Below are 24311 nucleotides of genomic sequence, written 5' to 3' on the forward strand. Positions count from 1 at the left end.
CACACATGCATGTACATCGTCTGGAAAAAATTTGGATCGGATTCGGCCTCGCCATGCTGCTCGTCTTCTTGCTCCTTACCGGTGTCGCGGCGTTCGCCTTCGGCGTCAATCCGGCGAATTCGCATTCCTCGCACGAACATGGCGAGCATCAAGTAACGAAGGTCGTCCCGACGCAATTGAAGACGACGGCGCCGTTCGATATGCCGGGTTTGCGGCAGATCGGGGAGGGCGAATACGAAGCGGTAGTCATTGCGCTCGCATTCGGCTACAACCCAGACCCGATTGAGGTTCCGCGGGGGGCGAAGGTTCATTTCACCGTAACGAGCCAAGACGTCGTGCACGGCTTCGAAATTCCGGGTACGAACGTTAACTTTATGGCGGTGCCCGGCGAAGTGACGCGAATGACTCACACCTTCAGCGAGGCCGGCGACTATCTCGTGCTCTGCAACGAGTACTGCGGTACCGGTCACGAAGCTATGAAAATGACTATCAAAGTCGTATAGAAAGGGGAATCCCGGCTATGCAATCATCACTGCGACCGCTTAAGGAACAGCCGTTTAACGAAAATGACGGCCAGCTCGTCCTGACTCACCTATTATTCGCCTTCGGCGCGCTGCTGCTGGGCGGCATTGCAGGGCTGCTGCAAGGGCTCGTCCGCGGGGGAACGATGAAGCTGCCGCACGGCATCGGCTATTACCAGCTGCTTACCGCCCACGGGGTGCTTATGGCGCTCGTGTTCACGACCTTCTTCATCATCGGCTTCCTGTACTCCGGGGTTTCCAAGTCTACCGGCAAGCTGCTGCCGCGCACTCTCGCTCTGGGCTGGACCGGATTCCTGCTCATGGGCTTCGGCACGCTGATCGCTGTCGTATTTATTTTGCTCAATAAAGCGACGGTGCTGTACACGTTCTACGCGCCGATGAAAGCATCTCCGTGGTTTTACGTCGCTTTGGCGCTCGTTGTCGTCGGCTCGTGGCTGAGCGGATACGGGATTTTCTATCAATATTATGTGTGGCGCAAAATGAATCCCGGCCGGAAATCACCGCTCTTCTCGTTCATGTCCGTCGTCACGATGGTGCTGTGGCAAGTCGCCACGCTCGGCGTCGCCGCGGAAGTGCTCATTCAGCTCATTCCGTGGTCGTTCGGCTGGGTGGATACGATCAACGTCCTGCTGAGCCGCACGCTGTTCTGGTACTTCGGTCACCCGCTCGTCTATTTCTGGCTGCTGCCGGCGTACATCTGCTGGTATGTCATCATTCCGAAAATTATCGGCGGACGCATCTACAGCGATTCCCTCGCCCGCCTGTCGTTCCTGCTCCTATTCATCTTCTCGATCCCGGTCGGCTTCCACCATCAGCTGATGGAGCCCGGCATTTCGGACTTCTGGAAGTTCCTGCAGGTCGTGCTGACGCTGATGGTCGTCGTTCCGTCGCTGATGACCGCGTTCTCGCTGTTCGCCACGTTTGAACTGGCCGGACGGACGAAGGGGGCGAAAGGACTGTTCGGATGGGTCAAGACGTTACCGTTCCGCGACGTCCGCTTCTTCGCTCCGTTCATGGGCATGGTCATTTTCATCCCGGCCGGCGCGGGCGGCATTATCAACGCCTCGTATCAGCTTGACCAAGTCGTGCACAACACGCTTTGGGTCACCGGTCACTTCCACTTGACGGTCGCAAGCTCCGTAGCGCTGACGTTCTTCGGTATCGCCTACTGGCTTATCCCGGCGGTCACGAATCGCAGGATGACGCCGCGCATCAACAAGCTCGGCCTATGGCAGACATGGATCTGGATCATCGGCATGTTCCTGATGTCCGGCTCGATGCATACGGTCGGCTTGGTCGGTTCGCCGCGCCGTACAGCCTATACGACTTACGGCGGCGCCGTCGAAGCGGCCGGCTGGATTCCGTATCATGTTGCGATGGCGATTGGCGGTTCGATCCTGTTCGTCGGCATACTGCTGCTCATGTACATCATTATTGAGATTTTGCGGTCGCCGAAGGGCGCCGAGATCGAGGAATTCCCAATCGGCGAAGAGCAGGACGGAGCGGAAGAGCCTCCGAAGCTGTTCGAGCGCTGGAGCCTCTGGATCGGCATTACCGTTGTGCTCGTATTTATCGCTTATACGATTCCGGTCGTCGACATCATCAACAACGGCGTCAATTCCCCAGGCTACAAAACCTGGTAAATTAAACTATCGTGAGGTGCTTATTTATGAATAGTCAAAAACGGTTTAAAGGTCTGCTTCCGCTTGCCGTCATCATGACGGCGGCGGCTTCGCCGGTCTGCTACTTTGTCGTGAATTTGATGCTCGGCAGCGTGCACTTGTTTAACGGCATCATTATTAAATAGGGATAAGTGAGTGAAGCCAAAAACGTTCATGTCTTGATGTGAACCGGTTAAATAGTCTTAGTGGGGCTTTCATGGTTTTTATTCATGCGGGCCTCACTTTAATTTTGTCTTTCAGGAGATATCCGCAACCGCTCACGCACAAGAGCGTACGAAATCGTAACCTGTTTGAAGAGGTGGATGCACATGAAAGCGAACGAACGCAATGGCTGCGGCCGCTAGCCCCGAACGAAGGAATAGATAATCGCAGATGTATGGCTGGAGATTGCAGTGGAGCCCATCTTCAGAGGCGTCCTCCGTCTGCTGGCGAAGCTGTGGCATTGACATACGGCAGGCTTAGCTTGGCATAACCCGGCTAAGCTTACCTTGGTTTGTCTGATCTTGTCATCCTGCCATCCCCTCGACCTCCATTGGACCCGCCCGGCCGTCCATCACACCTCAGCGGCTGCTCGGACGATTATACAACTTTTGCCGCCAGCTTGTGGCCGAGCAGCACGACCGCAACGGTGATCAGCCCGTAAGGAAGGCTTGCAGCAATGTCGCCGTACCGGATCGCCCCTTCGTCAAGCAGCCGATAGAAGACATACAACGAATACGGCAGCGTGATGCAAAGCGCCGTTCCGACGCCTAGCGCATACGTGCGAAGGACGACCGATTGTCCGACATGCATGAACACATGCAGCAGCAACAGCGCATTGAACCCGACAAACAAGCCGTACCACTCATGATCGACAGCCAGCCAGCACGCTAACGCATACAGGATGAACTGCATGAGCACCGGAATCGAGAATTGGGCCGCCGTCGTCCGCGACATCTCGTCGAAGGTTCGCCTAAACCGTGCGGGCACCAGCGGCGCGGCTCGTTCATATTTCCGGCGAAACCACGCTTCCACGAAAATGATTTCTTCAAAATCATGCAGCATGAACGTCACCGGCAGCAGCCAGATGACGGTTTCCAAGCTCAGTATCGAGTCCAAATAGGTCAGCATCGCAGTTCTCCTTGTCGTGTGGTAAGTATCGGCGCAAACGCAGGCAGACCGCCTCCGGATTTGTCGGAGAACGGTCTGCCCGGATGATGAGTACAACGGCTATGATGCCGTGACGCATAACAGCTTTACTTGCTCACCGCACCCGCATGCGGACGCAGCAGCGCTGCCAGCCCGACGAGACTATCGAGCGTACGCTCGACCCGCTGCCGGATCGCAGCGTCCGCCGGTGCCCCGTCCGTCTCGAACTGGCGGGCGTCGCCGCCGAGGGACAGCCATTCGGGGCTGTTAATGCCGTGCATATTGCGGACCATCGCCTGAAGCTGTGTCAGCGAGCTGACACCGACGGCGCCGCCGGACGAGCTGACCGACAATACCGGCTTACCCGAAAACTCCCCCGCTCCCATGAAGTCCAGCGCATTTTTCAGCGCACCGGAGATCGAGCCGTGATACTCCGGCGTTCCCAGAATGACGGCGTCAGCTTCGGCAACCGCCCGTTTCATAGCGGAGGTGTGGCCGTCCAGCACTTCGGCGTCAGGCGAATACATCGGCAGCGGCGTTTCGAACAGATCGATCAGCGTCGTCGCGATGCCGCGCCCGCGCAGCACGCCCTCCATATACTGCAGCAGCTTCGTGGATGTTGCGTTTCTCCGGTTGCTTCCTGCGATCAAAGCGATTTTCATTTTCCCATCGTTCCTTTCATTAAGTGATTTCTTCTATTAGCATATCACCTGCGTGCGGCTCCGACGTCGGCGAATCGTCCGGCCCGGTCTCCTTCTTTCGCTCCGTCATCCGAACTCCCCCGGTCGTACGACTTTAGTCGTATAACCGCCGGCCCCTCGCAAACGGCCGCCGTTTCAAGCCCAGCCGTGCTTGACCGCAAACAGTGCAGCCTGCGTACGATCGGCCAAGTTAAGCTTCGCCAGCACGGAGCTGACGTGTGTCTTCACCGTCTTCTCCGATATGCCGCAGTCGGCGGCGATTTCTTTGTTCGACCTGCCTTGCGCTATCAGGCGGAGCACCTCCATCTCCCGCTCGGTGAGCCGCTCCGGCGAAGCAGCGGAAACGTGCGGCGGCGCCGCGATATGCGACATGAGCTGTCCCGCGACTCTCGGGTCAAGCTGTGGCAAGCCCTGCTGCGCTTGGCGGATCGCCTCGGCGATCTGCTCAGGCTCCATATCCTTCAGCAAGTACCCGTTCGCGCCGGCCTTGATTGCCGACAGCACATAGTCCTGGTCGGAGAACGTCGTCAGGACGATAATTTTCATATTCGGATGCTCCTGCCGCAGAATGCTCGTCGCCTCAATCCCGTTCAGCTCCGGCATGATCAGATCCATCAGCACGACGTCCGGCTGCAGCTCGCGCGCCTGTTCGATCGCCTCGCGCCCGTTTGCCGCTTCCCCCGCCACCTCCAAATCCGCCTGCAAGCCGAGAAAATAATGCAGTCCCTGCCTCACGATCGCATGGTCGTCGACAAGCAGCAGACGCAGTGGTCGTACGGTCATCATCCATGTCCCCCTTATATCCGATGCAGCTATAGCGGCAGCCGTACCGTTACCTGCGTGCCGAACTCCGCACCGCTCTTTACGGAAAGCGTGCCTCCGACGGCTTCAGCCCGCTCCCGCATCGTCGTCATGCCTAAGCCGGAAGCCGGCCCCGGCATATCGCCGCTGCCGGCCGGCGGAAGTCCCCCGCCGCTGTCCGTCACCGTCATGCACACTTCCCATTCCGTATACGACAGTTCAATTTCCGCCGCATTCGTTCCGGCATGCTTGCGAACGTTGTTCAGCGCTTCCTGCCCGATGCGCCACAGCACGTCCTCCAGCCGCTCCGGCAAGCCGCGCAGCTCTTCGGCGCGGAAGGCGACACGCAGCCCGATCTGCTCGCCATAGCGTTTCAGCCCGGTCAAGAGCCCTTCCTCGAGCCCCGTCGGCCGCAGCTGCCGGATCATCGCCCGCATTTCGCCGGTCGCCGCCTGCGACAGCCGCTGCACTTGGGCGAGCGCTTCCTTCGCCTGCTCCGGCGCATCCGGCAGCGCATGAGCAAGCCCCTTCGCATGCAAACTTAGCGAGAACAGCATCTGCGAGACGGAGTCATGCAGGTCGCGCGCGATCCGGTTGCGTTCCTCCCAGCGGGCCAGCTCCCGGCTCTTCTCGTTCAGCCGCACGCTGTCGTACACAAGCGCCACATGGGCCGCCAGCGCTTCCAGCACCTCCGCATCGATTGCATCCAGCTCCTCGGAATCGGGGCTCCCTGCTGCCAGCACGCCGAGCGGCTTTCCGTGAAGCACGACCGGCACGGCCGCACCGCTGCGCCACTGCTCTCCGGATCGCTCCAGGACGGCGCAGCCTTCGCGCCACAGCTGCGTCCGATTTTCCGACAACGCCGCTTGCAGCACCCCGGCAATCTCCAGAGACTCCTTGCGCAGCAGCAAAAGGAACGGCCAGCTCAAGTGCTCCCGAACGCTGCGCACAATGCCCGCGTCCAGCTCCCGGCTCTCCTGCAGCGTCCCGATCTGCCGGGCCGCCTGACCGAGCCGGGCGAACAGCTCGGCGCGCTTGCGCTCCATCCGATACAGCCGAATCCGGTGCGCCGCCGTACCGATCTGGTACGCAATCGACTGCAGCAGCGCCAGCTCCTCCGCGGTAAAATGCGTCTTCCCCGGCGAAGCGACGTTCAAGATTCCGAACAGCTCCTCGCCGGAACGAAGCGGAATCGACGCATGATGGCTGATGCCCCGCGTATCTCCCCAGCGGAATCGAACCGCATCCTCCAGCCTCTTGCAATTCAATATATTAACCGCATGATGCAGCCGGCCGTCTTGAAACCGGTCCAGGCACCAGCAGCAGCCTTCGCGCATCGGCCGCTTGCCGTCATGCTCAAGCGCCGGAGGCAGCTGCGCATCCGCCGCACACCGGTACCCCTTCACTCCCGGCTTCGTCAGGAAAATCCAACCCGCCTCCAGCTCCGTCAGCTTCAGCAGCGCCTGCAGGACGCTGTCCAGCATCGGCTCCATCTCATAGGCGCCGTTGATCGTTTCGGCGATTTCGCGAAGCAGCTCATGGCCCTGCGCCGGTCCGTGTTCCATCATGATCTTATCCGCTCCTATGTGATCCTATCGAACCGCATCGCCCAGCATCACTTCGTTCATCGGGCCTTGATGCTTTTCCCGCACGACGCCGTCCGGACCAATGATATATGTAGAAGGGTAAGCGTAAACGCGGTACAGCCGGACAACGTCCCCGTTCGGGTCGTAAACGACCGGAAACGTGTAGCCGTTCTGCTCGAGCCACCTTCCGACTTCGCCGGCTCCCGCTTCCGTGTTGGTTGCGTTAACGCCGATAACGATCACGCCCGACTCTTTACGGCTGTCGTGAAATTGCTGCAGCGCCGGCATCTCCACCCGGCAGGGCGGGCACCACGTCGCCCAGAAGTTCAGCACGACCGTCTGCCCCTGCAGCTTGGACAGCTGAACCGGATTGCCTGCAGTATCGGTTAATGTAAAATCCGGAGCCCTCTGCCCGACGCGCAAGCCGACATCCGCCCCAGCCGCACCGCTCATCGAACGCTCCCACAGCTGGCCGGCTGCAGCCGATACGAGCATATGCCCGATCACGAACGTCAGCACAAGTTGTATGCCCGCCTTTCCATTCACGGGTGTGCGGCCGCGGTACAGCCAAAGCGCGAGCATAACCGCGCCGAGCACAACGAGCAGCGTAAGCGTCATCCGGTTTCCTTCTCCCCAAATGGCCAGAAGCAAGATGTACGACGTATAGCCTCCCAGCAGCGCGATCAATAGCGAGTCGGCCAAACGCTCAATAGCGACGGCATGCTTCTTGCCCGCCAGCCACACATACAGGGCAGCTCCGGCTGCCGCCAGTAAGGCCCCGCGAATACCGCCGTGAAAATACAACAGCGCCGCCCAGCTGCCCCGAAACACCGAAGCATCGAAGATAAGCTGGCTCAGCTTCCAGCCTGCAAACCAAACAAGCAGCGCATTCCAGAGCAGCTGCCTTATGTTTGCGGCGTCATCATGCCCCCTGGTTCGAATCCACTGCACCCCGAAGCCTCCCAGGGCCGTTCCCGCCCATAGCAGCAAAGTAAAGGGAAGCACGAACGGGCCGAGCTGTACCGCATTCACATGTACGCACCTCGACTCACTTAGTCCCCGAAAGTGACGTTAACTTCCCGGGCGTATTCCGAATCCTTTAGGGGAGCCCCTTACTTATCTCCTCCATTGTAGCTCCCGACCACCATTTGGTAAACCGTTCGAAAGCGTCCCTCCTTGACAAGCTTTCGCCAGACATGGTTGCTGTGATATTTCCTCTCAGTGTAATACTATATTTTCCAGCTAGCAATCCTGAATAGGTATCCGATCCCCTATCATATTCCATTCACTGTAAATGATATACATCTATGTGTTGTTTTTTGAAGGAATAGCTCGATTTCTGTCGTATATTACAATAGCGCAATTATGGTGGCATATTGTGGGAATTCAGACGGGTGAGTATTCCTGCAATCGCCGCCGGCTCCATCAAAAATAATAGAAAGGTGAGACTTGTGATTAAGAACGTACGGTTAGCAGCATCCATCATCATTTTATCCGCTTTGCTAGTAGGCGTCTTGGGCTGCAGCCCGGGAGCAGGCCCCCAACCGGCTTCGAGACCGAATGCGGAGTCCAAGCAGGTAACTTTGAGATTTGTATGGTGGGGCGGAGAACAGCGCAAAGAAGCAACGTTGAAAGCGATCGACTTGTACCAGAAGAAATACCCTAACGTGAAAATCGAACCTCAAGCTTACACGTCCTATCTGGATTTGGCTCGAGACCTGACCATCAGCACCGCGGAGCAGCAAATGCCCGACCTGATCCAGGGCGATTACTCTTTTATTTTCAACTACATTAACAGAAAGCTGTTAGAACCGCTGAACCCGTATGTCGAAGCCAAAACGTTGAATTTGTCCGATGTCGAACCGCTGTACCTCGCTCCAGGCAAAGACAAGGACGGCCAGCTTTACGCCGTCAATCTCGGCAACAATGTTCAAGCCTTTATGTACAACGCCGATCTGCTCGCGAAATACAAAGTCCAGGTACCCAAGGAAGGCTATACGATCGATGACTTATATGCCACTTTGAAGGAGCTTAAAACCAAGGTCAAGACACCGGGATTCGTCCCGTTGGGCTCGATGATCGATCCGGTTTATTATATGAGAGCTAAAGGAAAGTCCCTTTACAGCACCGACGGAACTTCATTAGGTTATGATAATGACCGGATCATGACCGATTATTTTGCAACGTACCAGAAGTGGCGGAGCGAAGGCTTGGTCGGCGACCTCTTGATCAGCACACCGGTTGCCAACGATAAGAATCATCCGCTATTGACCGGGAAACATGCTTTCCTGACCTTATATTCGAACATGGTCGGGCCTCTGAACGACTTCGGTATCGCCAAACTGAAAATGCTCGCCTTGCCGAAGATCGATTCGAATCAGGAAGGGCATTACATCAAGCCGTCCATGTTCATTTCCGTCTCGTCCTACTCCAAGCACAAGGAAGAGGCCGTCAAGTTTATCGATTTCATCACCAACGACCTGGAAGCCAACTCGATCTTAAACGCCGAACGCGGGGTGCCGATCTCCAAGAAGGTTTACGACGAGCTGCTGAAAAAAGCTGACGACGGCCGCAAAGAGGCGTTTACATTCGTCGATTACATCAAGACGCGCTCGAAACCGATCGATCCTCCGGCACCAAGAGCCGCCACGACGATCTCGAACGTCTTTAACATTCAATTTCTCGCTGTCGGCAGCAATGCTCTGACCCCGGAGCAAGCCGCCCAAACGTACAGAGAATCGGCGAACCAAATTTTTGCGGATGAGAAAGTGAGTAACGAACCATGAACATGACGCTTCGCAGCAAACTTTATATAGGTTTTGGCACGATCCTGGCTGTTATGCTGCTGATATCGGGAATCGGCTATTACTGCATTGTGAAACTGAACCGGTCTTATGTAGATGTCATCAATCGGGATGCCGTTATCGTCAATTTGATTAAAGACATGACGATCAGCGTCGAGAAGGAGCACTCCAGCGTAGGGGATTTTCTCATCTCCGGAGCCCCCGAGCATCTGGAAGCCTACAATCAGGCGCGCAGGGAGTTTGCCGTAAACAAAAGAAAGCTCGATCAGCTTGCGACCGACCCGGACCGGTGGCAAATCCTGCAAGGACTCGATTTGATGCAGGACCAATTCGTTATCGCGGCTGACCAAATGATCAATGCCAAAAGGAATAACGACACAGCCGGCTATTCGAAGATCATGAAGGATCAAGCGATTATTTTCACCAAGTTCAGCCAAATCTCGCAAAAGTTCGTGAATGACGAGCAGAACCGGCTCAACGATACTGTGGCCAAAACCGTTCAACAGTCCGATGCTACACGAAATCTGCTCATTCTCATTGTCGTCATCGGAGCCGTGATCGGCGTACTTGCTTCATACTTCATTTCCCGCATGATCTCCGTACCGGTCATGAAGCTGCATGGCATGGCTGTCAGAATCGCCGAGGGCGATCTGACAGTCACCCGTTCCGATATTCGCAACCGGGATGAAGTCGGGGAATTGGCCAAAGCGTTTGACACGATGGTCCATAACCTGCGCAAGCTGATTTTCGAGGTCGGTTTGCACGCCGAACAAGTAGCGGCGTCCTCGGAGGAGCTTACGGCCGGGGCGGCGCAGACAAGCAAGGCGTCGGAGCATATTGCCCAGATCACCGAGCAGCTCGCGCTTGGCGCGCAAACGCAAGTCGGCAGCATTCATCAAAGCTTCCAAATGCTCGGCAGCATCAACGAACAATCCCGGCTTATTGCCGAAAGCGCGGCCGACGTATCGGCAGCTGCAGAGATTGCTTCTCAAACGGTGACGGCGGGTACCGATGCGGTAAACACGGCCATTCAGCAAATGGCTTCCATTCAGTACAACGTCTCGGAAATTTCCGGTGTCGTCCGCAGTTTGGGGGAGAAATCGAAAGAGATCGATACGATCATCAGCTTCATTACGGGGATCGCCAGACAAACCAACCTCCTGTCATTGAATGCCGCCATCGAAGCCTCACGCGCCGGAGAAGCGGGCCGCGGGTTTGCCGTCGTTGCTTCGGAAGTGCGGAAATTGGCCGAGCAAACCGCGCAATCCGGCAAGAAGGTTGCCGAGGTCATCGGCACGATTCAAGCCGAAACAGCCAACACCGTCGACATTGTCGCAAGAGGCGAGCAGGAAGTGCAATCCGGAATTCAGACGGTACAACTGGCCGGCGATTCGTTCACCCACATTCAACAAGTGATCCAAGCCGTCGAGGCGAAAATCAAGCATGTATCGACCGCGGCCAACATGATGGCGGACGGCACGCAATCGCTTGTCTCGGCATTCGAGGATATATCCGAGGTGACGTCAGCCGCTGCGGAAGGCTCGCAAGGATTGTCGGCCTCCGCTGAAGAGCAGCTGGCTACGATGGAAGAGATCACCGGCTCCGCCGAAGCGTTGTCCGCGATGTCGGAGGAGCTGCTGAATCTGACCGCCAAGTTCAAGGTCAAATAAAGAACCGGAGGCATTCGCCCTCCGGCCATTTGTTTTGGCGCTTATCTCAAAGTATCAAAAATGCAGAGCATCCGCATGGATGCCGCTAACAGACTGCTGACCGGCAGCCGCCGCAGCACAAGGGAGCTTGCCGCCGCCGTCGGATATGCCGACTTGAAATTTTTTCACCGCCTGTTCAAAAAAAAGTCGGGGTTTCTCCCCGACAGTACCGCGATATCGTATATGTTGATTATTGAACAGTCGACAAATGGAAGTGATCCGCGTGATCCGCCCGCACCTCAATCTTCGTGCTTGTCAATCCATGATTGGTGTAGAATAAAACCTTGGACACGTTGGCATTGGCTACGGCAATTTCAAGGAACTTCTTCTCTTGCGCCGCCGTCATGCCGGCATTGCGGATATCGACGGACTTGCCGTCCTGGTGCGAGCTGTGCTCCGGCGTATCGGCGCCGTCGATTAAGCTGGCGTCATTGATTTCCAGCTTCTTGGCATAGCTGGAATAGAAGCTCTGGGCGACCTGGCCGATTGTCGTCAGCGTCGAAGGCGTCACATAGCTATGATCGAGCTTATAAGTGCTATCTCCGGAAAGTCCGGTAGCTGTGTCGTTGTAGTTAATATAGTAGGAACTATTGCCGACGCGAACATACCCTTTCGGCGACGAGCCGATAGCGGCATGCATCGCATTGCGGCTGGCCGCTCCGTAGATGCCGTCAGCCGTCAAGCCCTTCACTCTTTGAAATACCTTCAGGTTATCCACTGTCGCCTGATCGAAGTAATTCGTAGTGCTAGTAATTTGGGCAACGCCGGTAAAATAGCTTTCATTTGAGCCGTACGCTCTCCAAGCCTTCAGATTGTTCTTAAGAATGCCGATTTGGGTATGAGTTTGGCCAAACGAATACGTGGATTGGTAGCTCACGCCATAGAAGCTGTTGGAGCTCGACGTACCGACCGCAGCGACATTCGAATGACCCGCTGCCGCCATCGCGCTGGATGTAATCATGATCGCCGCTGTGCCCGAAAGAGCTGTTGTGATCCACATTTTTTTACCGAAACGCATGATTTCACTCTCCCATTTTTAACTCTTGAAAACTGGTAAGTTACACCTACTTTGGCTAATCTTTGAACCTACCTTTCACAATTTGGATTCTATCATGTAACCCATTAATTTGAAATAGCGACATTTGTTGGAATGTGTCTAAATCGGTTTATTATCTGTAAATGACTCATACTGAAAGCGATTGTGTCCCCACATGCCAATAAATCGACGTCAAAGAACTGTCTCAAATCCGCATATGATGAGAGAGTCGATACGAATGACGAACCATCCTGCAGAAATGTATAAATACCATGCATGGGCCAACCAAACGATCCTGGAGAGAATCATCAAGTTAGTGCACCATCAACAAAAAAGCGGCACCCGGACGTCGTCCGGAATGCCGCTTTTTTCCCGAATTATTGATTTTGATCTTGAGCTTGAACGATTGTCCGTTGATATTGATCGCTCAGGCGCTTCAGCAATTCTTTGGATTGGTTCAAGGATTCTTCCGCCGATTGCACGAGCGAGTTACCTTGACCTTTGCTCTCGAGCTCCTCTCTCATTTTATCGCTGATACTCATACCGGCTGCATTATCGGCCGCTTCATTCATACTAATGTAATTCAAGCTTTTCGGAATTCCAGTCCCATCAGGTTTAGTTGAACATAGAAACGATTTCTCCCGCAACAGCGGAAAATAATACAACTACCCATGGGGGCAGTTTCCATAGCATCAACAAACCAAAGGCAGCGATGGCGAGACTAAAGTCATATGGATTATGAATGGCACTCGTCCATACCGGATTATACAAGGCAGCAAGTAAGATACCGACCACTGCAGCGTTGATCCCTTTAAGTATAGACTGAAAATTGGGCCGGTTACGAATTACATCCCAGAAGGGCAATGAGCCAATAACAAGCAAAAACGATGGCAAAAACATAGCAAGTAAAGCAACAAGAGCACCTGACCAACCGTTCATTACCGCCCCTAAGTACGCAGAAAAAGTAAATAATGGACCGGGTACGGCCTGAACGGCGCCATATCCTGCCAGGAATTGTGAATCAGTAACCCAACCAGGAGGGACTACTTCGGCTTGAATCATCGGAAGAACGACATGACCGCCGCCAAATACAAGCGAACCGACACGATAAAAGCTGTCGAATATGGCGAGCCAGTCAGATTGGCTGACTTGCCTCAATAGCGGCAAACCAATTAAAAGGCCCAAGAACAAACACCACGAAACTATGGCTGTGCGTTTGCTTATGCCAAAAGCTATTTTGGGTCTCTCAGGAACGTTATCTTTGGGTAAAAATAACCCTCCAAACAGACCGGCAAGCACAATAATGAAGAGTTGGCCATATGCAGAAGGCCACAATAAGGTAATTATGGCCGTTACTATTGCAACTGTTCCTCGAATCCGATCAGGTGCAAGACTTCTAGCCATGCCCCAAACAGCCTGCGTGACTACTGCAACCGCTACGATCATCAGCCCATGAAGCCAACCGGCATTCCCCAAGTCATAACCACGCAAAACTAAGGCGAAAAGCATCAGGGCTATCGCGGAGGGGAGAGTAAATCCGATCCAAGATGCGATTCCTCCGAGTAATCCAGCACGCATGATTCCAATTGAAATGCCCACCTGGCTGCTTGCTGGCCCGGGAAGGAACTGGCAAAGTGCAACCAGGTCAGCATAGCTTTTCTCATCAAGCCATTTTCTCCGGTTTACGTATTCTTCGCGAAAGTATCCTAAGTGCGCAATGGGGCCGCCAAACGAAGTGAGCCCAAGCATTAATGAGGCTCCAAGTACTTCCGGAACGGTTCCTTTTGGAGCTTCTTTTATGGCTGAATCATTTTCTTGCATATGTTTTCACAACCTCATTTCATATTTCCGATGTCCTATTCGTCTAATCCTTAATTTCTTTGAACAACTCGTGCGCTTTCTTTTTTGCTTCCGAAAGTACGGCCGATCCTTTTTCCGTTGTCCGATAATACTTTCGTATTTTACCCTCTATGTTGCGATCCTCCCTTTCAAGCAGACCGTTTACTTCCATCGTGCGCAATAAAGGATACAATGTACCTGCGCTTAGTGAATAGCCGTGTTCTTTTAATTCCTCCAACATCCGCGATCCGTATAGGGGTTCTTCCTGGGCATGATGTAAAATATGAATCTGAATAAAACCCAAAAATAACCTTCGATAAACTTGATCCTCCATTGGGCATCACCTAACTAAAATCGATATCGGCTTCCGATATCAAAGGTGTCATTCATCGTCGTTCTATCCGTTTCATGAAAGTTGAAGGTCGTTTACTACCTTATCTTTGTGATAAGGCACACCAAATAAATGAAACAAAGAAAGAACTTCCCGATGAATGGAATCTCTGACTTTTCGAAAATCTGTAATGTCAGCCTCTTTTCCGTCCTTAGGTATTGGATTGTGGATATCCCAATGATCGCTATATATTCCGAATGATTGTCCAAGGGATATCACATTGCTTTTCTCTATAATTCTGTTCCCAATATTAATAATACAATTTGAGCGAGTGAAGGTTTTGAAATCGAGTTTTTTAGACGAGTTGTTGGAAATATTGATGCCTATTTCTTTCATGACTTCGACTGTAAAGGGATGAATGCTAAGAGGTTCAATACCGGCACTATCAACCGCCAAAATCTCATTTGTATAATGTTTTGCAAAGGCTTCAGCCATTTGACTTCGGCAACGATTATGATAACAGAGGAAGTAAATATGTTGCATGATTATTCCCTCCATCTTACTGATATCGGTTTTCGATATTATGGTACTACGTGAATTGTGTAATTGAAAGTTAACTTTTGATGAATCGGTGACATCCTTGTTCCGTCGGGAATAGGATGGTACCCCGTTATTCGAATAAGATGGAGCTATCGCGAGAACCAAGCATCTCTTCCGCACATTGCTGCAGTAATGAAGCCATTTTCCGATACAAGGTACCGCCCAAACTCAAACGTCGGACTCCCAGCTCCTGCAACCTTTCAAAGCTGGCAAGGCCGGGAAGCGCCATTACATTGAGTGCGGCCGATGTGCAGGATGCAATCGTTTTGATCTCTTCGTCATGCTTTAGTCCGGGCACGAAGATCCCCGAGGCACCGCTCTCCACATACTCCTTGGTCCGTGTTTGCGTCTCGTTCAGCGGATCTACGTTTAACAGATAAGCGTCGATCCGAGCGTTGATAAAAAAGTCACTGAAACCGTGATTCTCTAAGGCCTCTCTTATTTTTGTGAGAAGACGGCATTGATCCGAGAGCTGCTTAAGCCCCGTTGCACCCTTCATCGAATCTTCAATGTTAATGCCGGCCGCCCCTAGATTGGCAACCTTCAATACGTTACTGACAATCATCTCATCGTTATGTCCATAGCCCGACTCTATGTCAGCCGTTACGGGAACCTGTACATGATCGACAATTCGTTTAATCACGGAAAGCTGCAGCTCGAAATCGATTTCCTCCCCGTCCGTATACCCTAAGCTGGCGGCTATCCCCCAGCTCGTCGTACCGATCGCTTGAAAGCCCGCCTTTTCAAGAACGCGTGCGGAGGGTAAATCCCATGCGTTTCCAAGCACCAACAGTTCATCCGATTTGTGCAGCCTTTGAAATCGTTCAATTTTGCTCACATTCTTCTCCTCCTCATGTATAGCGTTTTTCGTTTCCCGACAAACAACTCCGTCTTGGAATAATGATCCCGGACTGCTTCTAGAGTAAAGGAATTGGGTCTCCATTGGCGAATTCCTTTAGCTTCCAACCAATCGCCGCTTCCAGCCATAGCTCCAATATCGCGTTTAAGTCATCTGCCGTTGCCCTGGAAATCTCAATATCGTCTCCGTTAATAGGGTACTCGCTCTGCGAAAATTTCATGGATATTCCCTTCCTGAATGGCCTTTTTACCTCCTCAGCTGAGGCACAAGGAAAAGCCAATTCAAATGCAGCTTTAATCAGGTTATTATGATTTAGATGACTTCCTTTCTCTTATATAAATACACGTATAAAATCAGTCCGGTTATGGCGCATAATGCTGCACATAATCCAATGAAGCCGTAGCCGGCTTGAAGTCCGCGAAGCAGGCTTGTTGGCGAACTCTCACCAACCATATGTTTGACGAGCTCCGTGACTCCCCCGATGAGGTAATTGCCTATCACACTGCCCAGCCCCATTAACGTTACCGTGAAGGTGATAGCCGTATCACTCCCCTTCGGATATCTCTTCGCGATAAAAGCCATCACTGTCGGATAAATCATCGCAATGCCTATACCGGAAGCAGCAAACAGGAAAGCGACACTTTCTCCACCTAATATTGCAGCTATGGTACATAAAGCTGAAAACCCCGAGAAAATAATGAGGGAAAATACAAACCCCATCCGATCTGTTAATGGACCCAGCAATAGCCGGGCCAGTGCGAAGCATAAGAAAAAGATAGACAACATGCCGGAAGCATTAACGTTATCCCAGCTATAAGCTTTCTCCAGAAAGTTAACGAGCCAGCCGCCGACGGCCATTTCAGATACAACTCCAAACGTCAGCACCAGCACTATTAGCCATAATGCCCGATCTCTCAGCAAGACTTTTAACGGAATACGGTCTCCATGCGAGATGTCATCTCCCGGGAACGTACTGAACAAAGCAATCACAATCGGAATGACTGACAATAGCAGCATCACCAGGTACATCCCGCGCCAATCCAGCGTGTGGCCACTAATCGTTACCTTCATCAGTCCTGTAGCAATAAGCGGAGCGACAGTTGAGCTGAGGCCGTAAAAGCCATGCGTCATATTCATCATCATCCCCGTGTTGCTCACGAAAATCCGGGCGCTTAGAATAGCCAGACCAATCTCCAGCATCCCATTGCCGATATACATCAAAAAATACGATCCCGAGAACATAGAGTAATAATGGGAGAAATAGATGAGGATGCCGGATACGGCCATAGAGGTGAATGCGGCAATGGTGACCGATTTGATCCCCCATATTTTGGTCAAATGAGCAGTAAAGGAACAAGCTATCAAATAACCAAGGGCATTCAAAGATAATAAAGTGCCCAGCTGGGATTCATTCAACATAAAGTCAAATTGAATGCGGGGTATTGCCGGTCCTTTGATATTTTCCGAGAATCCGAAGATGACAAATCCGATAAAGATGGTTGCCAGCTGCATGGCGTAAATTTTGTTGGGCATGCCTGCACTTTTTTCCACTCTTTATGATCTCCTAACTCGTTATCTTGTCTGAGTGACCTGCAGCCGGTAAGTGAGACTTTCCGGAATTGAGGAGAGGTGCACACTATTTAAGTAATGCAGATACGCTAATGCTCCACATGATGAGAGAAAAAAGAATACAGCTCCAAAACAATTCTACCTTATATGGCTTCTTATTTACGATTCTTTCTATCGCTTTTAGGAAGACAAAGTCCAAACCCTTTGAATAATTGGTATATAGTCTAGTCCAGAAATCCGATATACGTCAGGATTCGAAAGACCCTGCCATTGTTCAAAGCCGAAATGGCTATCAAAATTCTTCAAAAGAAGAGCCATCAAATTCCCGTGAGTGACTAAAGCGATATTCTTATGTCTTGTGGCACTGAGCTCATCAAAAACTGATGTTATCCGTTTCATAGCATCGCGGCTTGATTCGCCGCCTGGAAGACATCGGTCCAAATCAGTAAAACTAGCGCGTAGCTGATCCAGCCAGTCGGGGAGATTTTCCCTGCTTAGAATCCTTTCGGACAAGCGTTCTTCTACGGTGATTTCCAAATTCAGCCGTTCGGCTAGAGGCTGGATGGATTGAATGGCTCTCAAGTAGGGACTGCAAACGATTATGTCGATTCCACTATCAATCAGAAAATCAGCAAGCTCATGAGCCTGTTCAAATCCTTCTCTCGTTAGCTCTGCTTCAGGAGCCTGTCCTATAGCTTTACAATGACGGATGATATACATATTTTCTATGATAGTCCCCTCCTACAATTTGCTGACAGGAAATTTTAACACTGTCTTCAACTTTGAAGGCTCGGTCATACGGGGATCCGACAAATAAATTTCAATTTCCGGCACTGCTTATGGCATATAGAGTTGCTTATAGTCTTTTTTATTATCTACCTTTTTGCTCAAAGCAGGTGTCCCCTTTGTTTGAACATAGATTAGCCGGTACTTCCTCTATATACGACAAAGGAAATGATTTTCCTTTATTTGTATCTAACATTCGCTCCTACACATGGCGCCCGCCACCCAAAGAGCCGTCATCCCACTAGGGAGACGGCTCCATTGCGTTCATATACAGTCCAATCTTCATCCCCAAGCGGCCAGCTCCATCTCGAAGTCGTGACTGAAATCGCGGCTGATCGGCGTCACTCTCACATTCGCAGTCGACTTCCAAAGCGCATCAATCGATTCCAAGAGCTCTCCTTCGTAAACGTACAGCCCCTTGTCCAGCTCCTTCTTCTTAGCCAGCTCTACCTTCCGAATGCCGCCTTTGCCGTCGGAGCCTACCGCCTCCACACAGACGTCCTTGACCCAAATCGGGCCGAGGTGGACTTTCGCTTGGATCAGCGTCTTCGTCAATCCGATCTTGGTCGCTTGGAATGAAGACATTTGCAGGTCTTGGACTGTCACCTGCTGCCAATGGTTTCGAATAAACGCCTTATAAGCCGCGACTTTGCCCGCTATTTCGAGCCCCGCCGCGGTAAAACGCTGCCCGCGCTCCATGATGGGGACGTACAAACGGTTCCAATACTCCGACACCATCCGATGGGTATTGTAAACGGGAGCCAGCGAGCAAATCGACTCCTTCATCCTGCCCACCCATCCTGCCGGTACCGCTCGATCATCGCGCCGATAGAACAGGGGGACGATTTCCTTCTCAAGCAGCCGGTACAACGTCGAACTGTCCGAACGAAACCTCTCTTCGCTGTCCCCGCTCTGCGCTCCGTCGATCGCCCACCCATTGCGGCCGTTGTACCCTTCATCCCACCATCCGTCCCGCACGCTGAGATTGATGACGCCGTTGACGGCTGCTTTTTGCCCGCTCGTTCCGCTCGCTTCCATCGGCTTCTCCGGCGTGTTCAGCCAGACGTCCACCCCTTGCACGAGCTTCTTCGCACGGCCGATATCATAGTTTTCCACGACGAAAATTCGGTTCCGAAACCGCTCCTGCTTAGCGATTTCCACGATGCTTCGAATCAGCGACTGGCCCGGACCGTCGGCGGGATGCGCCTTGCCCGAAAAGACGAAGCAGACGGGCTGATGGGGATCGTTGACGATTTTGTCCAGACGGTCCAAATCCTGAAACGCCAGCAGCGCCCTCTTGTAGGTCGCGAAACGTCTCGCAAAGCCGATCGTCAGCATGTTTTTCAGGTTGGAAGGGAGCCCCAATTCCTGCAGCATGCTTTCCTTCGCCTGGAGATGAGTATTCCACACTTGTTCTTCCGGAATATCCCGAACCGGCGCCCATGTGCCCGGCTCCGACGTATTCGTGTCCCAATCCGATCGCAAATGCCGGTCGAACAGCTCCTTCATGCCGGACGACAGCCAGGTTCCGATATGAATGCCGTTCGTGACGGCGTCGACGGCGATGTCGGCTTGAGGAATATGGGGCATCCATTGGTGGAACAGCCCCTTCGTCACTTCTGCGTGGAGCTTGCTGACCCCGTTGACCTTGGAGGAAGCGCTTACGGCAAGACGTGTCATGTTAAACCGGTCCCCGATCCGTCCCAAGGCCAAAATCTTCTCTCGATCGGCTCCCAACTGCCAATAATAATCCCCGAAAAAACGATCCATCATTGCGATTGGGAACGTATCGTGTCCAGCGGGCACAGGCGTATGAGTCGTGAATATCGTACAGGCCCTGACGGCTTCAAGCGCCGTATCGAATGGCACGCCTTCAGCCGAGTAACCGCGAATGCGTTCCAGCGTCAAAAACGCCGAATGCCCCTCATTCATATGCCATACATCGGGAACGATTCCGAGCGCGTTCAGCAATCGTACGCCGCCGATACCGAGAATCATTTCCTGGCTAATGCGGATATCCGGATCGCTGGCATAAAGCGTGTCGGTCAATCTCCGGTCATACTCGCTGTTAGGTTCGACGTCCGAATTCAACAGATAGACGGGAATTTTTCCGACATCGGTACGCCATGCTTTCAAGCAGACGCGCCGTCCGGCAATCGGCACCTCAATGATTAAAGGAAGTCCGTCCAGGCCCGTGACCAATTCAATCGGAAGCTTGGAGGTGTCGAGCGCCGGATGCATGTGCTCCTGAACCCCGTCCTCGCGAATGCGCTGCTGAAAATACCCTCTGCTATAAAAAATCCCTACCCCGATCAAGGGAAGATCTAAGTCGTTAGCTGCCTTGATGTGATCTCCCGCTAATACGCCAAGTCCGCCCGAATAAATCGGCAAAGCTTCGTCGATACCGAATTCGGCGCAAAAGTAGGCCACCTTGTGTGTCATATCCATCACCTCAAAAGATAGATTGGATCTCTACACAATATGCTCTCATCCGATTCGTGTGCAAGTGCCCGGATACCTAAATACCCCAGTGCCCAATGGCGAACGATTCTACCATAGAATGTCCACATGAGCGGAAATTTGATTTCGGTTGACTGTACGTTCAGTCATAAATATAATGGAGACATCAATTTGATTTCCATTTCGAGGAAACCATCGAGACGAAGCCTTTATTTGGGGTTAAAGAGACTAAGGGAGATGAGCAGGCATGGAAACACGGATCAGGCAAATAGAATTAAACGGACTCTTGTTCCAATATCGTGAAACGGGCGAGGTAACGGCACCTCCACTTCTTGCACTTCATGCGTTAGGGCAGAATGCGGCGTCCTGGGACCATATTGCAGCCGAGTTAGGGCATCAGTATCGTGTGTTAGCCTTGGATCAGCGAGGACATGGCGGAAGTGCAAGACCGGGCGTCTATACTTTTGAACTCATGTGTGAGGACCTGCTCTGTTTTGCGAATACGTTGGGCTTGGAGAAATTTACACTGCTGGGACATTCGATGGGGGGAACGGTATCTTTTCTATTTGCCGAGTCGTACCCCGACAGAATCGAGCGTTTAATTATTGAGGATACGCCTCCTCCGTTTGAAAGTTTGCCTGCCGAAATTCCTTCAGAACCGCCTTCTGAGCCGCTGCCCTTCGACTGGCTGGTCATTCCTTCCATTATCCAGCAGCTTAATGCGCCTAATCCGATTTGGTGGGCACGCATGCCTGAAATCCTTGCACCTGCACTTATTATCGGCGGCGGATCTACTAGCCCCATTCCGCAAAATAAATTAAAGGAAGCCGCAGATCTCATCCCCGACTGCGAACTTGTGACTATCGAGGGAAGCGGGCATTTTGTGCATGAGGCAAATCCTCAACCATTTTTGAGCGCTGTGAAGAAGTTTTTGGGAATTTGACGAGGGCTCAGCCCCCGTTATCCCTTATCGTTTGCCGCTTCTCCATCATGGTCACTAACAGCTGGGTACGGTTTTTCACTCCAAACTTATCAAACAGCGAACGCAAGTATTTCTTCACCGTCACTTCAGACAAGAACAATCTGGCACCGATCTGAGCGTTCGTCAGCCCTTGCTGCAGCAGGTGAGCGACTTCCTCTTCCCGCTCCGTCAAGATCGGGGCGGCGGAGAGGTGAGAAGGATGCCCTCGGAAAACAATAGGCCGAGGTACAAATGACCGAAGGCCGCCCCCCGACAGTAGATAAATCTACTTTCCGGTGACAGCCATTCTGTGTAAGCATGCAGACCAGCGCGGGAGCCTACAGCGCCCCGTAAATGACCGCCCGCAACCGCGGGTGGTGAACCGTTTCGAAATTCGGAAACATTTGCTGCATATACACGGCCGAAAGCTGCTCTTTTGGATCAATCAGTACGTAAGTTCCCGCTGCTCCGCTCCAGCCGAATTCCCCGACGGAGCCGTTGCTTCCCCCGGCCGCCGGATCGAGCATCACTCTGACGCCGAGCCCATAGCCGTATCCTGCAAAGATCGGGATATCGAAGTCGGCCATTTGCGCAGGTCCAAGATGATTGGATGCCATGAGGCGGATCGTGTTCGCACTCAGGATGCGGACTCCACCCCATTCGCCCCCGCTGGCCAGCATTTGCGCAAACCGGCTGTAATCGCCGAGCGTGGACAACAGTCCGCCGCCGCCCATTTCCATTACAGCATCAGGCTGGAAGTTTGCATCCATATTCGTATTCTTCGTCAGCGATCCGTCATCGGAGCGGTTATACAAGCTGCACAGCCGGTCCTTTTTGTCATCCGGAATGCGGAAGAACGTGTCCTTCATGCCGAGCGGATCAAAAATTTCATCATGTAAAAACCGCCCGAGTGTTTTGCCTGTGATGACCTCGATCAGTACCCCTAAAATATCGTGGCTGAGTCCGTACTGCCTATGTGCGCCTGGCTCGAAAGCCAGCGGAATCGAGGCAAGAGCTTTGGAAAATTCTCGCATGCCGATTTTCTCTCCGCCTGCAGCCCTGCGGGCCACATCGTCCATTAATTTACCGGTTTCACGCGCCGTCTCCAGGAAGTCTTCCTGAATCTTGATGCCGGGCATGAGGCCATACGTCAATCCGGAAGTCATGGAAAACAGGTGCTTGATGCGGATCGAGGACGATGCGGCAGACACGGTCCATTCGCCGTTCGCATTGCGCTTGTAGACACGCGGATCCTTAAATTCAGGGAGATATTCCTCGAGCGGATCGTTCAGCAAAAAGTGTCCGCGCTCATACAGCATTAAAGCGGCCGTGCATGTAACGACTTTCGTCAAGGAATAAATACGGTAAATCGTATCCGCTGCGATCGGTTGGTTCAGCTCCAGATCCGCCGAGCCGAAGCAGCCCTCGTACAGCGTTTCGCCGCGGCGGACGACCTTGCAGGCGCAGCCTGCCGGTCCTTTCTCGACAAAGCTCTTGAGCAGCGGCGTAAGCCGGTTCATCGTTTCCATGGGTCATGATTCCTCTCTGCATCATTTGTTTGTTCGCTCGCCGCTCGATTACAAATCCTTGCTCAGCTTCACTACTTCTTCCCAGCCCTGCTGCGGTGTCATCTTGTCGAACATGACTTGCTGCGTAATATTGTCGTATTCCTTGTCTAACGCGAACTTCGCCCAACCGCCTTTGAGCCCTGGCCCCGGGTCGAACGCTTTGCCGCCGCCAGCCGCGACCTGTTCGATCAGGCTGATGCCGGCTTTGTCGATGGCATTGAACTTAGGCTGCATGTACTCGACGATCGACTTCGATACCGGTACGCCGCGCGACGTGCCGAGGATGTCGGCCGCCTCCTTGTCGTTAATGAACCAGTCGACGAATTTCATTGCTTCTTCCTTCGCCTTGCTGTCCGGATTGACGCTCCAGTACATCGACGCCTTCAGCCAGCCGCCCGCTTCCGCGCCTTTCGGCAGCGCAGCCAGTGCAAAGCTGCCCGGCTTCAGCGAATCGAAGCCGCCGAACTCCGCCGCATGCGCCTCTTTAATCAACACTTTCTCTTGACCGAGCAAATCCATCTTGGCATCCCAGTTTTTGTCCGACATCGTAACATCCGCCGGCGCCACGAAGCCGCCTTTGCGAAGCTCCTGCATCTTGGTCATGAAATCAATCCAGGTGTCCTTGTCGAAATTGAATTTTCCGTCCTTCGTGAGCGGATAGCCTTTGCCCTTGCTAAGCTGATAGGACGTATACATATTGGAGAAGCGAGTCAAGTCCTTAATCAAATATTGGTCCTTGGCCAGCTTCGGCTTGATATCTTTCGCCAGCTGAAACAGTTCGTCCCACGTTTTCGGCGGCTGCACGCCGAGCTTGTCGAACACCACTTTATTATAAACAATACCTAGCGCGTTGTTGCCCAGCGGAACGGCATACACCTTGTCTTTATACGTACCGGTGTCGAGCAGCGCTTTATCGACGTCCTTGACGTTCACGGAAGACAGATCCGCCAGCCGGTTCGAGCTCGCCCAGTCGTTGAACCAGGCCGCATCCATTTGGAACACGTCGGGAGCGTTCTTGGCGGCCGCCTGCGTAGACAGCTTGTCGAGATACCCTTCGAAGCCTTGATATTCCGGCTCGAACGTGACGTTCGGATGCTTCTTCGTGTACAGATCGAGCGCTTTCAGGGTAACATCGTGACGGGCCTGCGAGCCCCACCACAGGATGCGCAGCTTGACCGGCGTTTGACCCGCTCCTGCCGGAGCGTCCTTGGCAGCGGGCGCCGGCGCAGAAGCCGCTTGCTCCTCTTCCTTGACGCCGCATGCGGCCAGCCCTCCCGTCAGCAGCAGCCCCGCAAGCAATGTAGAGATCATTTTCCTGTTGTTCATATGCATCCAATCCCCTTTCGATT

General features: G+C 53.0%; 24 protein-coding genes. 6 read left to right on the forward strand and 18 right to left on the reverse strand.

The genetic code is table 11. The annotated features are described in order from the left end of the window. Positions 1 to 5: 5 nt before the first annotated feature. The 3 genes from ACFFK0_RS07080 to ACFFK0_RS07090 are packed head-to-tail and all read left to right on the forward strand — an operon-like array spanning position 6 to position 2349. Entirely contained in the window at positions 6 to 503 is a 498-nt protein-coding gene (locus ACFFK0_RS07080; RefSeq protein WP_377469339.1) for a cytochrome c oxidase subunit II, read from the forward strand. 17 nt (positions 504 to 520) lie between these two features. Continuing rightward, the gene (locus ACFFK0_RS07085; RefSeq protein ID WP_377469341.1) at positions 521 to 2185 is read left to right on the forward strand and encodes a b(o/a)3-type cytochrome-c oxidase subunit 1; all 1665 of its coding nucleotides are present in this window, start codon (positions 521 to 523) and stop codon (positions 2183 to 2185) included. A 26-nt stretch (positions 2186 to 2211) separates the two neighbouring features. Further along, on the forward strand, positions 2212 to 2349 hold the full coding sequence (locus tag ACFFK0_RS07090; RefSeq protein ID WP_377469342.1) for a hypothetical protein: 138 nt from the start codon (positions 2212 to 2214) through the stop codon (positions 2347 to 2349). 454 nt (positions 2350 to 2803) lie between these two features. Here ACFFK0_RS07090 and ACFFK0_RS07095 read toward each other — a convergent pair whose 3' ends face one another. The 5 genes from ACFFK0_RS07095 to ACFFK0_RS07115 form a co-directional block, all read right to left on the reverse strand. After that, positions 2804 to 3334, reverse strand: a complete 531-nt coding sequence (locus ACFFK0_RS07095; protein ID WP_377469343.1) for an HXXEE domain-containing protein — start codon at positions 3332 to 3334, stop codon at positions 2804 to 2806. 125 nt (positions 3335 to 3459) lie between these two features. Next, complete coding sequence (locus tag ACFFK0_RS07100) at positions 3460 to 4014, reverse strand: NADPH-dependent FMN reductase (protein WP_377469344.1); 555 nt, start codon at positions 4012 to 4014, stop codon at positions 3460 to 3462. Positions 4015 to 4188: 174 nt separating this feature from the next. Next, positions 4189 to 4836, reverse strand: a complete 648-nt coding sequence (locus ACFFK0_RS07105) for a response regulator (RefSeq protein ID WP_377469345.1) — start codon at positions 4834 to 4836, stop codon at positions 4189 to 4191. A gap of 29 nt (positions 4837 to 4865) precedes the next feature. Then, the gene (locus tag ACFFK0_RS07110; protein WP_377469346.1) at positions 4866 to 6422 is read right to left on the reverse strand and encodes a GAF domain-containing sensor histidine kinase; all 1557 of its coding nucleotides are present in this window, start codon (positions 6420 to 6422) and stop codon (positions 4866 to 4868) included. 24 nt (positions 6423 to 6446) lie between these two features. Further along, the gene (locus tag ACFFK0_RS07115) at positions 6447 to 7472 is read right to left on the reverse strand and encodes a peroxiredoxin family protein (protein ID WP_377469347.1); all 1026 of its coding nucleotides are present in this window, start codon (positions 7470 to 7472) and stop codon (positions 6447 to 6449) included. Between the two features lie 419 nt (positions 7473 to 7891). On the opposite strand from ACFFK0_RS07115, the gene ACFFK0_RS07120 reads away from it, so the two are divergent. Then, a complete protein-coding gene (locus tag ACFFK0_RS07120; RefSeq protein WP_377469348.1) occupies positions 7892 to 9226 on the forward strand; it encodes an ABC transporter substrate-binding protein in 1335 nt (444 codons plus the stop codon). Then, positions 9223 to 10914 carry a methyl-accepting chemotaxis protein gene (locus ACFFK0_RS07125; RefSeq protein ID WP_377469350.1) on the forward strand — a complete coding sequence of 564 codons (1692 nt, stop codon included), beginning with the start codon at positions 9223 to 9225 and terminating at the stop codon, positions 10912 to 10914. The genes ACFFK0_RS07120 and ACFFK0_RS07125 overlap by 4 nt, the downstream gene beginning before the upstream one ends. Positions 10915 to 11143: 229 nt before the next feature. Here the strand turns inward: ACFFK0_RS07125 and ACFFK0_RS07130 are convergent, their stop codons facing one another. From ACFFK0_RS07130 to glgP, 10 genes are all read right to left on the reverse strand, one after another. Further along, entirely contained in the window at positions 11144 to 11971 is an 828-nt protein-coding gene (locus tag ACFFK0_RS07130) for a peptidoglycan-binding domain-containing protein (protein ID WP_377469351.1), read from the reverse strand. Positions 11972 to 12366: 395 nt separating this feature from the next. Further along, on the reverse strand, positions 12367 to 12576 hold the full coding sequence (locus ACFFK0_RS07135; protein WP_377469352.1) for a hypothetical protein: 210 nt from the start codon (positions 12574 to 12576) through the stop codon (positions 12367 to 12369). A 28-nt stretch (positions 12577 to 12604) separates the two neighbouring features. Then, positions 12605 to 13810 (reverse strand): chromate transporter, encoded by a 1206-nt coding sequence (locus tag ACFFK0_RS07140; RefSeq protein ID WP_377469353.1) that lies wholly within the window; start codon positions 13808 to 13810, stop codon positions 12605 to 12607. Positions 13811 to 13853: 43 nt separating this feature from the next. After that, positions 13854 to 14162: a PadR family transcriptional regulator gene (locus ACFFK0_RS07145; protein WP_377469354.1), complete on the reverse strand. Its 309-nt coding sequence runs from the start codon at positions 14160 to 14162 to the stop codon at positions 13854 to 13856. 72 nt (positions 14163 to 14234) lie between these two features. Continuing rightward, entirely contained in the window at positions 14235 to 14702 is a 468-nt protein-coding gene (locus ACFFK0_RS07150; RefSeq protein WP_377469355.1) for an arsenate reductase/protein-tyrosine-phosphatase family protein, read from the reverse strand. A 127-nt stretch (positions 14703 to 14829) separates the two neighbouring features. After that, positions 14830 to 15597 carry an isocitrate lyase/PEP mutase family protein gene (locus ACFFK0_RS07155; RefSeq protein ID WP_377469357.1) on the reverse strand — a complete coding sequence of 256 codons (768 nt, stop codon included), beginning with the start codon at positions 15595 to 15597 and terminating at the stop codon, positions 14830 to 14832. Positions 15598 to 15676: 79 nt separating this feature from the next. Next, complete coding sequence (locus ACFFK0_RS07160) at positions 15677 to 15838, reverse strand: hypothetical protein (protein ID WP_377469359.1); 162 nt, start codon at positions 15836 to 15838, stop codon at positions 15677 to 15679. Positions 15839 to 15930: 92 nt separating this feature from the next. Next, the gene (locus ACFFK0_RS07165) at positions 15931 to 17151 is read right to left on the reverse strand and encodes an MFS transporter (RefSeq protein WP_377469480.1); all 1221 of its coding nucleotides are present in this window, start codon (positions 17149 to 17151) and stop codon (positions 15931 to 15933) included. A gap of 216 nt (positions 17152 to 17367) precedes the next feature. Beyond that, positions 17368 to 17907 (reverse strand): histidine phosphatase family protein, encoded by a 540-nt coding sequence (locus ACFFK0_RS07170; protein ID WP_377469360.1) that lies wholly within the window; start codon positions 17905 to 17907, stop codon positions 17368 to 17370. Positions 17908 to 18255: 348 nt separating this feature from the next. Continuing rightward, positions 18256 to 20415 (reverse strand): alpha-glucan family phosphorylase, encoded by a 2160-nt coding sequence (gene glgP, locus ACFFK0_RS07175; protein WP_377469361.1) that lies wholly within the window; start codon positions 20413 to 20415, stop codon positions 18256 to 18258. A gap of 265 nt (positions 20416 to 20680) precedes the next feature. Between glgP and ACFFK0_RS07180 the strand changes: the two genes are divergently transcribed. Then, on the forward strand, positions 20681 to 21376 hold the full coding sequence (locus ACFFK0_RS07180) for an alpha/beta fold hydrolase (RefSeq protein ID WP_377469362.1): 696 nt from the start codon (positions 20681 to 20683) through the stop codon (positions 21374 to 21376). A gap of 7 nt (positions 21377 to 21383) precedes the next feature. Here the strand turns inward: ACFFK0_RS07180 and ACFFK0_RS07185 are convergent, their stop codons facing one another. From ACFFK0_RS07185 to ACFFK0_RS07195, 3 genes are all read right to left on the reverse strand, one after another. Then, positions 21384 to 21587 carry a response regulator transcription factor gene (locus tag ACFFK0_RS07185; RefSeq protein WP_377469363.1) on the reverse strand — a complete coding sequence of 68 codons (204 nt, stop codon included), beginning with the start codon at positions 21585 to 21587 and terminating at the stop codon, positions 21384 to 21386. A gap of 145 nt (positions 21588 to 21732) precedes the next feature. Beyond that, positions 21733 to 22923, reverse strand: coding sequence for a serine hydrolase domain-containing protein (locus ACFFK0_RS07190; protein ID WP_377469364.1), 1191 nt, complete (start codon positions 22921 to 22923; stop codon positions 21733 to 21735). Between the two features lie 48 nt (positions 22924 to 22971). Beyond that, on the reverse strand, positions 22972 to 24288 hold the full coding sequence (locus ACFFK0_RS07195; protein ID WP_377469366.1) for an ABC transporter substrate-binding protein: 1317 nt from the start codon (positions 24286 to 24288) through the stop codon (positions 22972 to 22974). Positions 24289 to 24311: the final 23 nt, after the last annotated feature.

The organism is Paenibacillus chartarius (genome assembly GCF_042432825.1).
Taxonomy (GTDB): domain Bacteria; phylum Bacillota; class Bacilli; order Paenibacillales; family NBRC-103111; genus Gordoniibacillus; species Gordoniibacillus chartarius.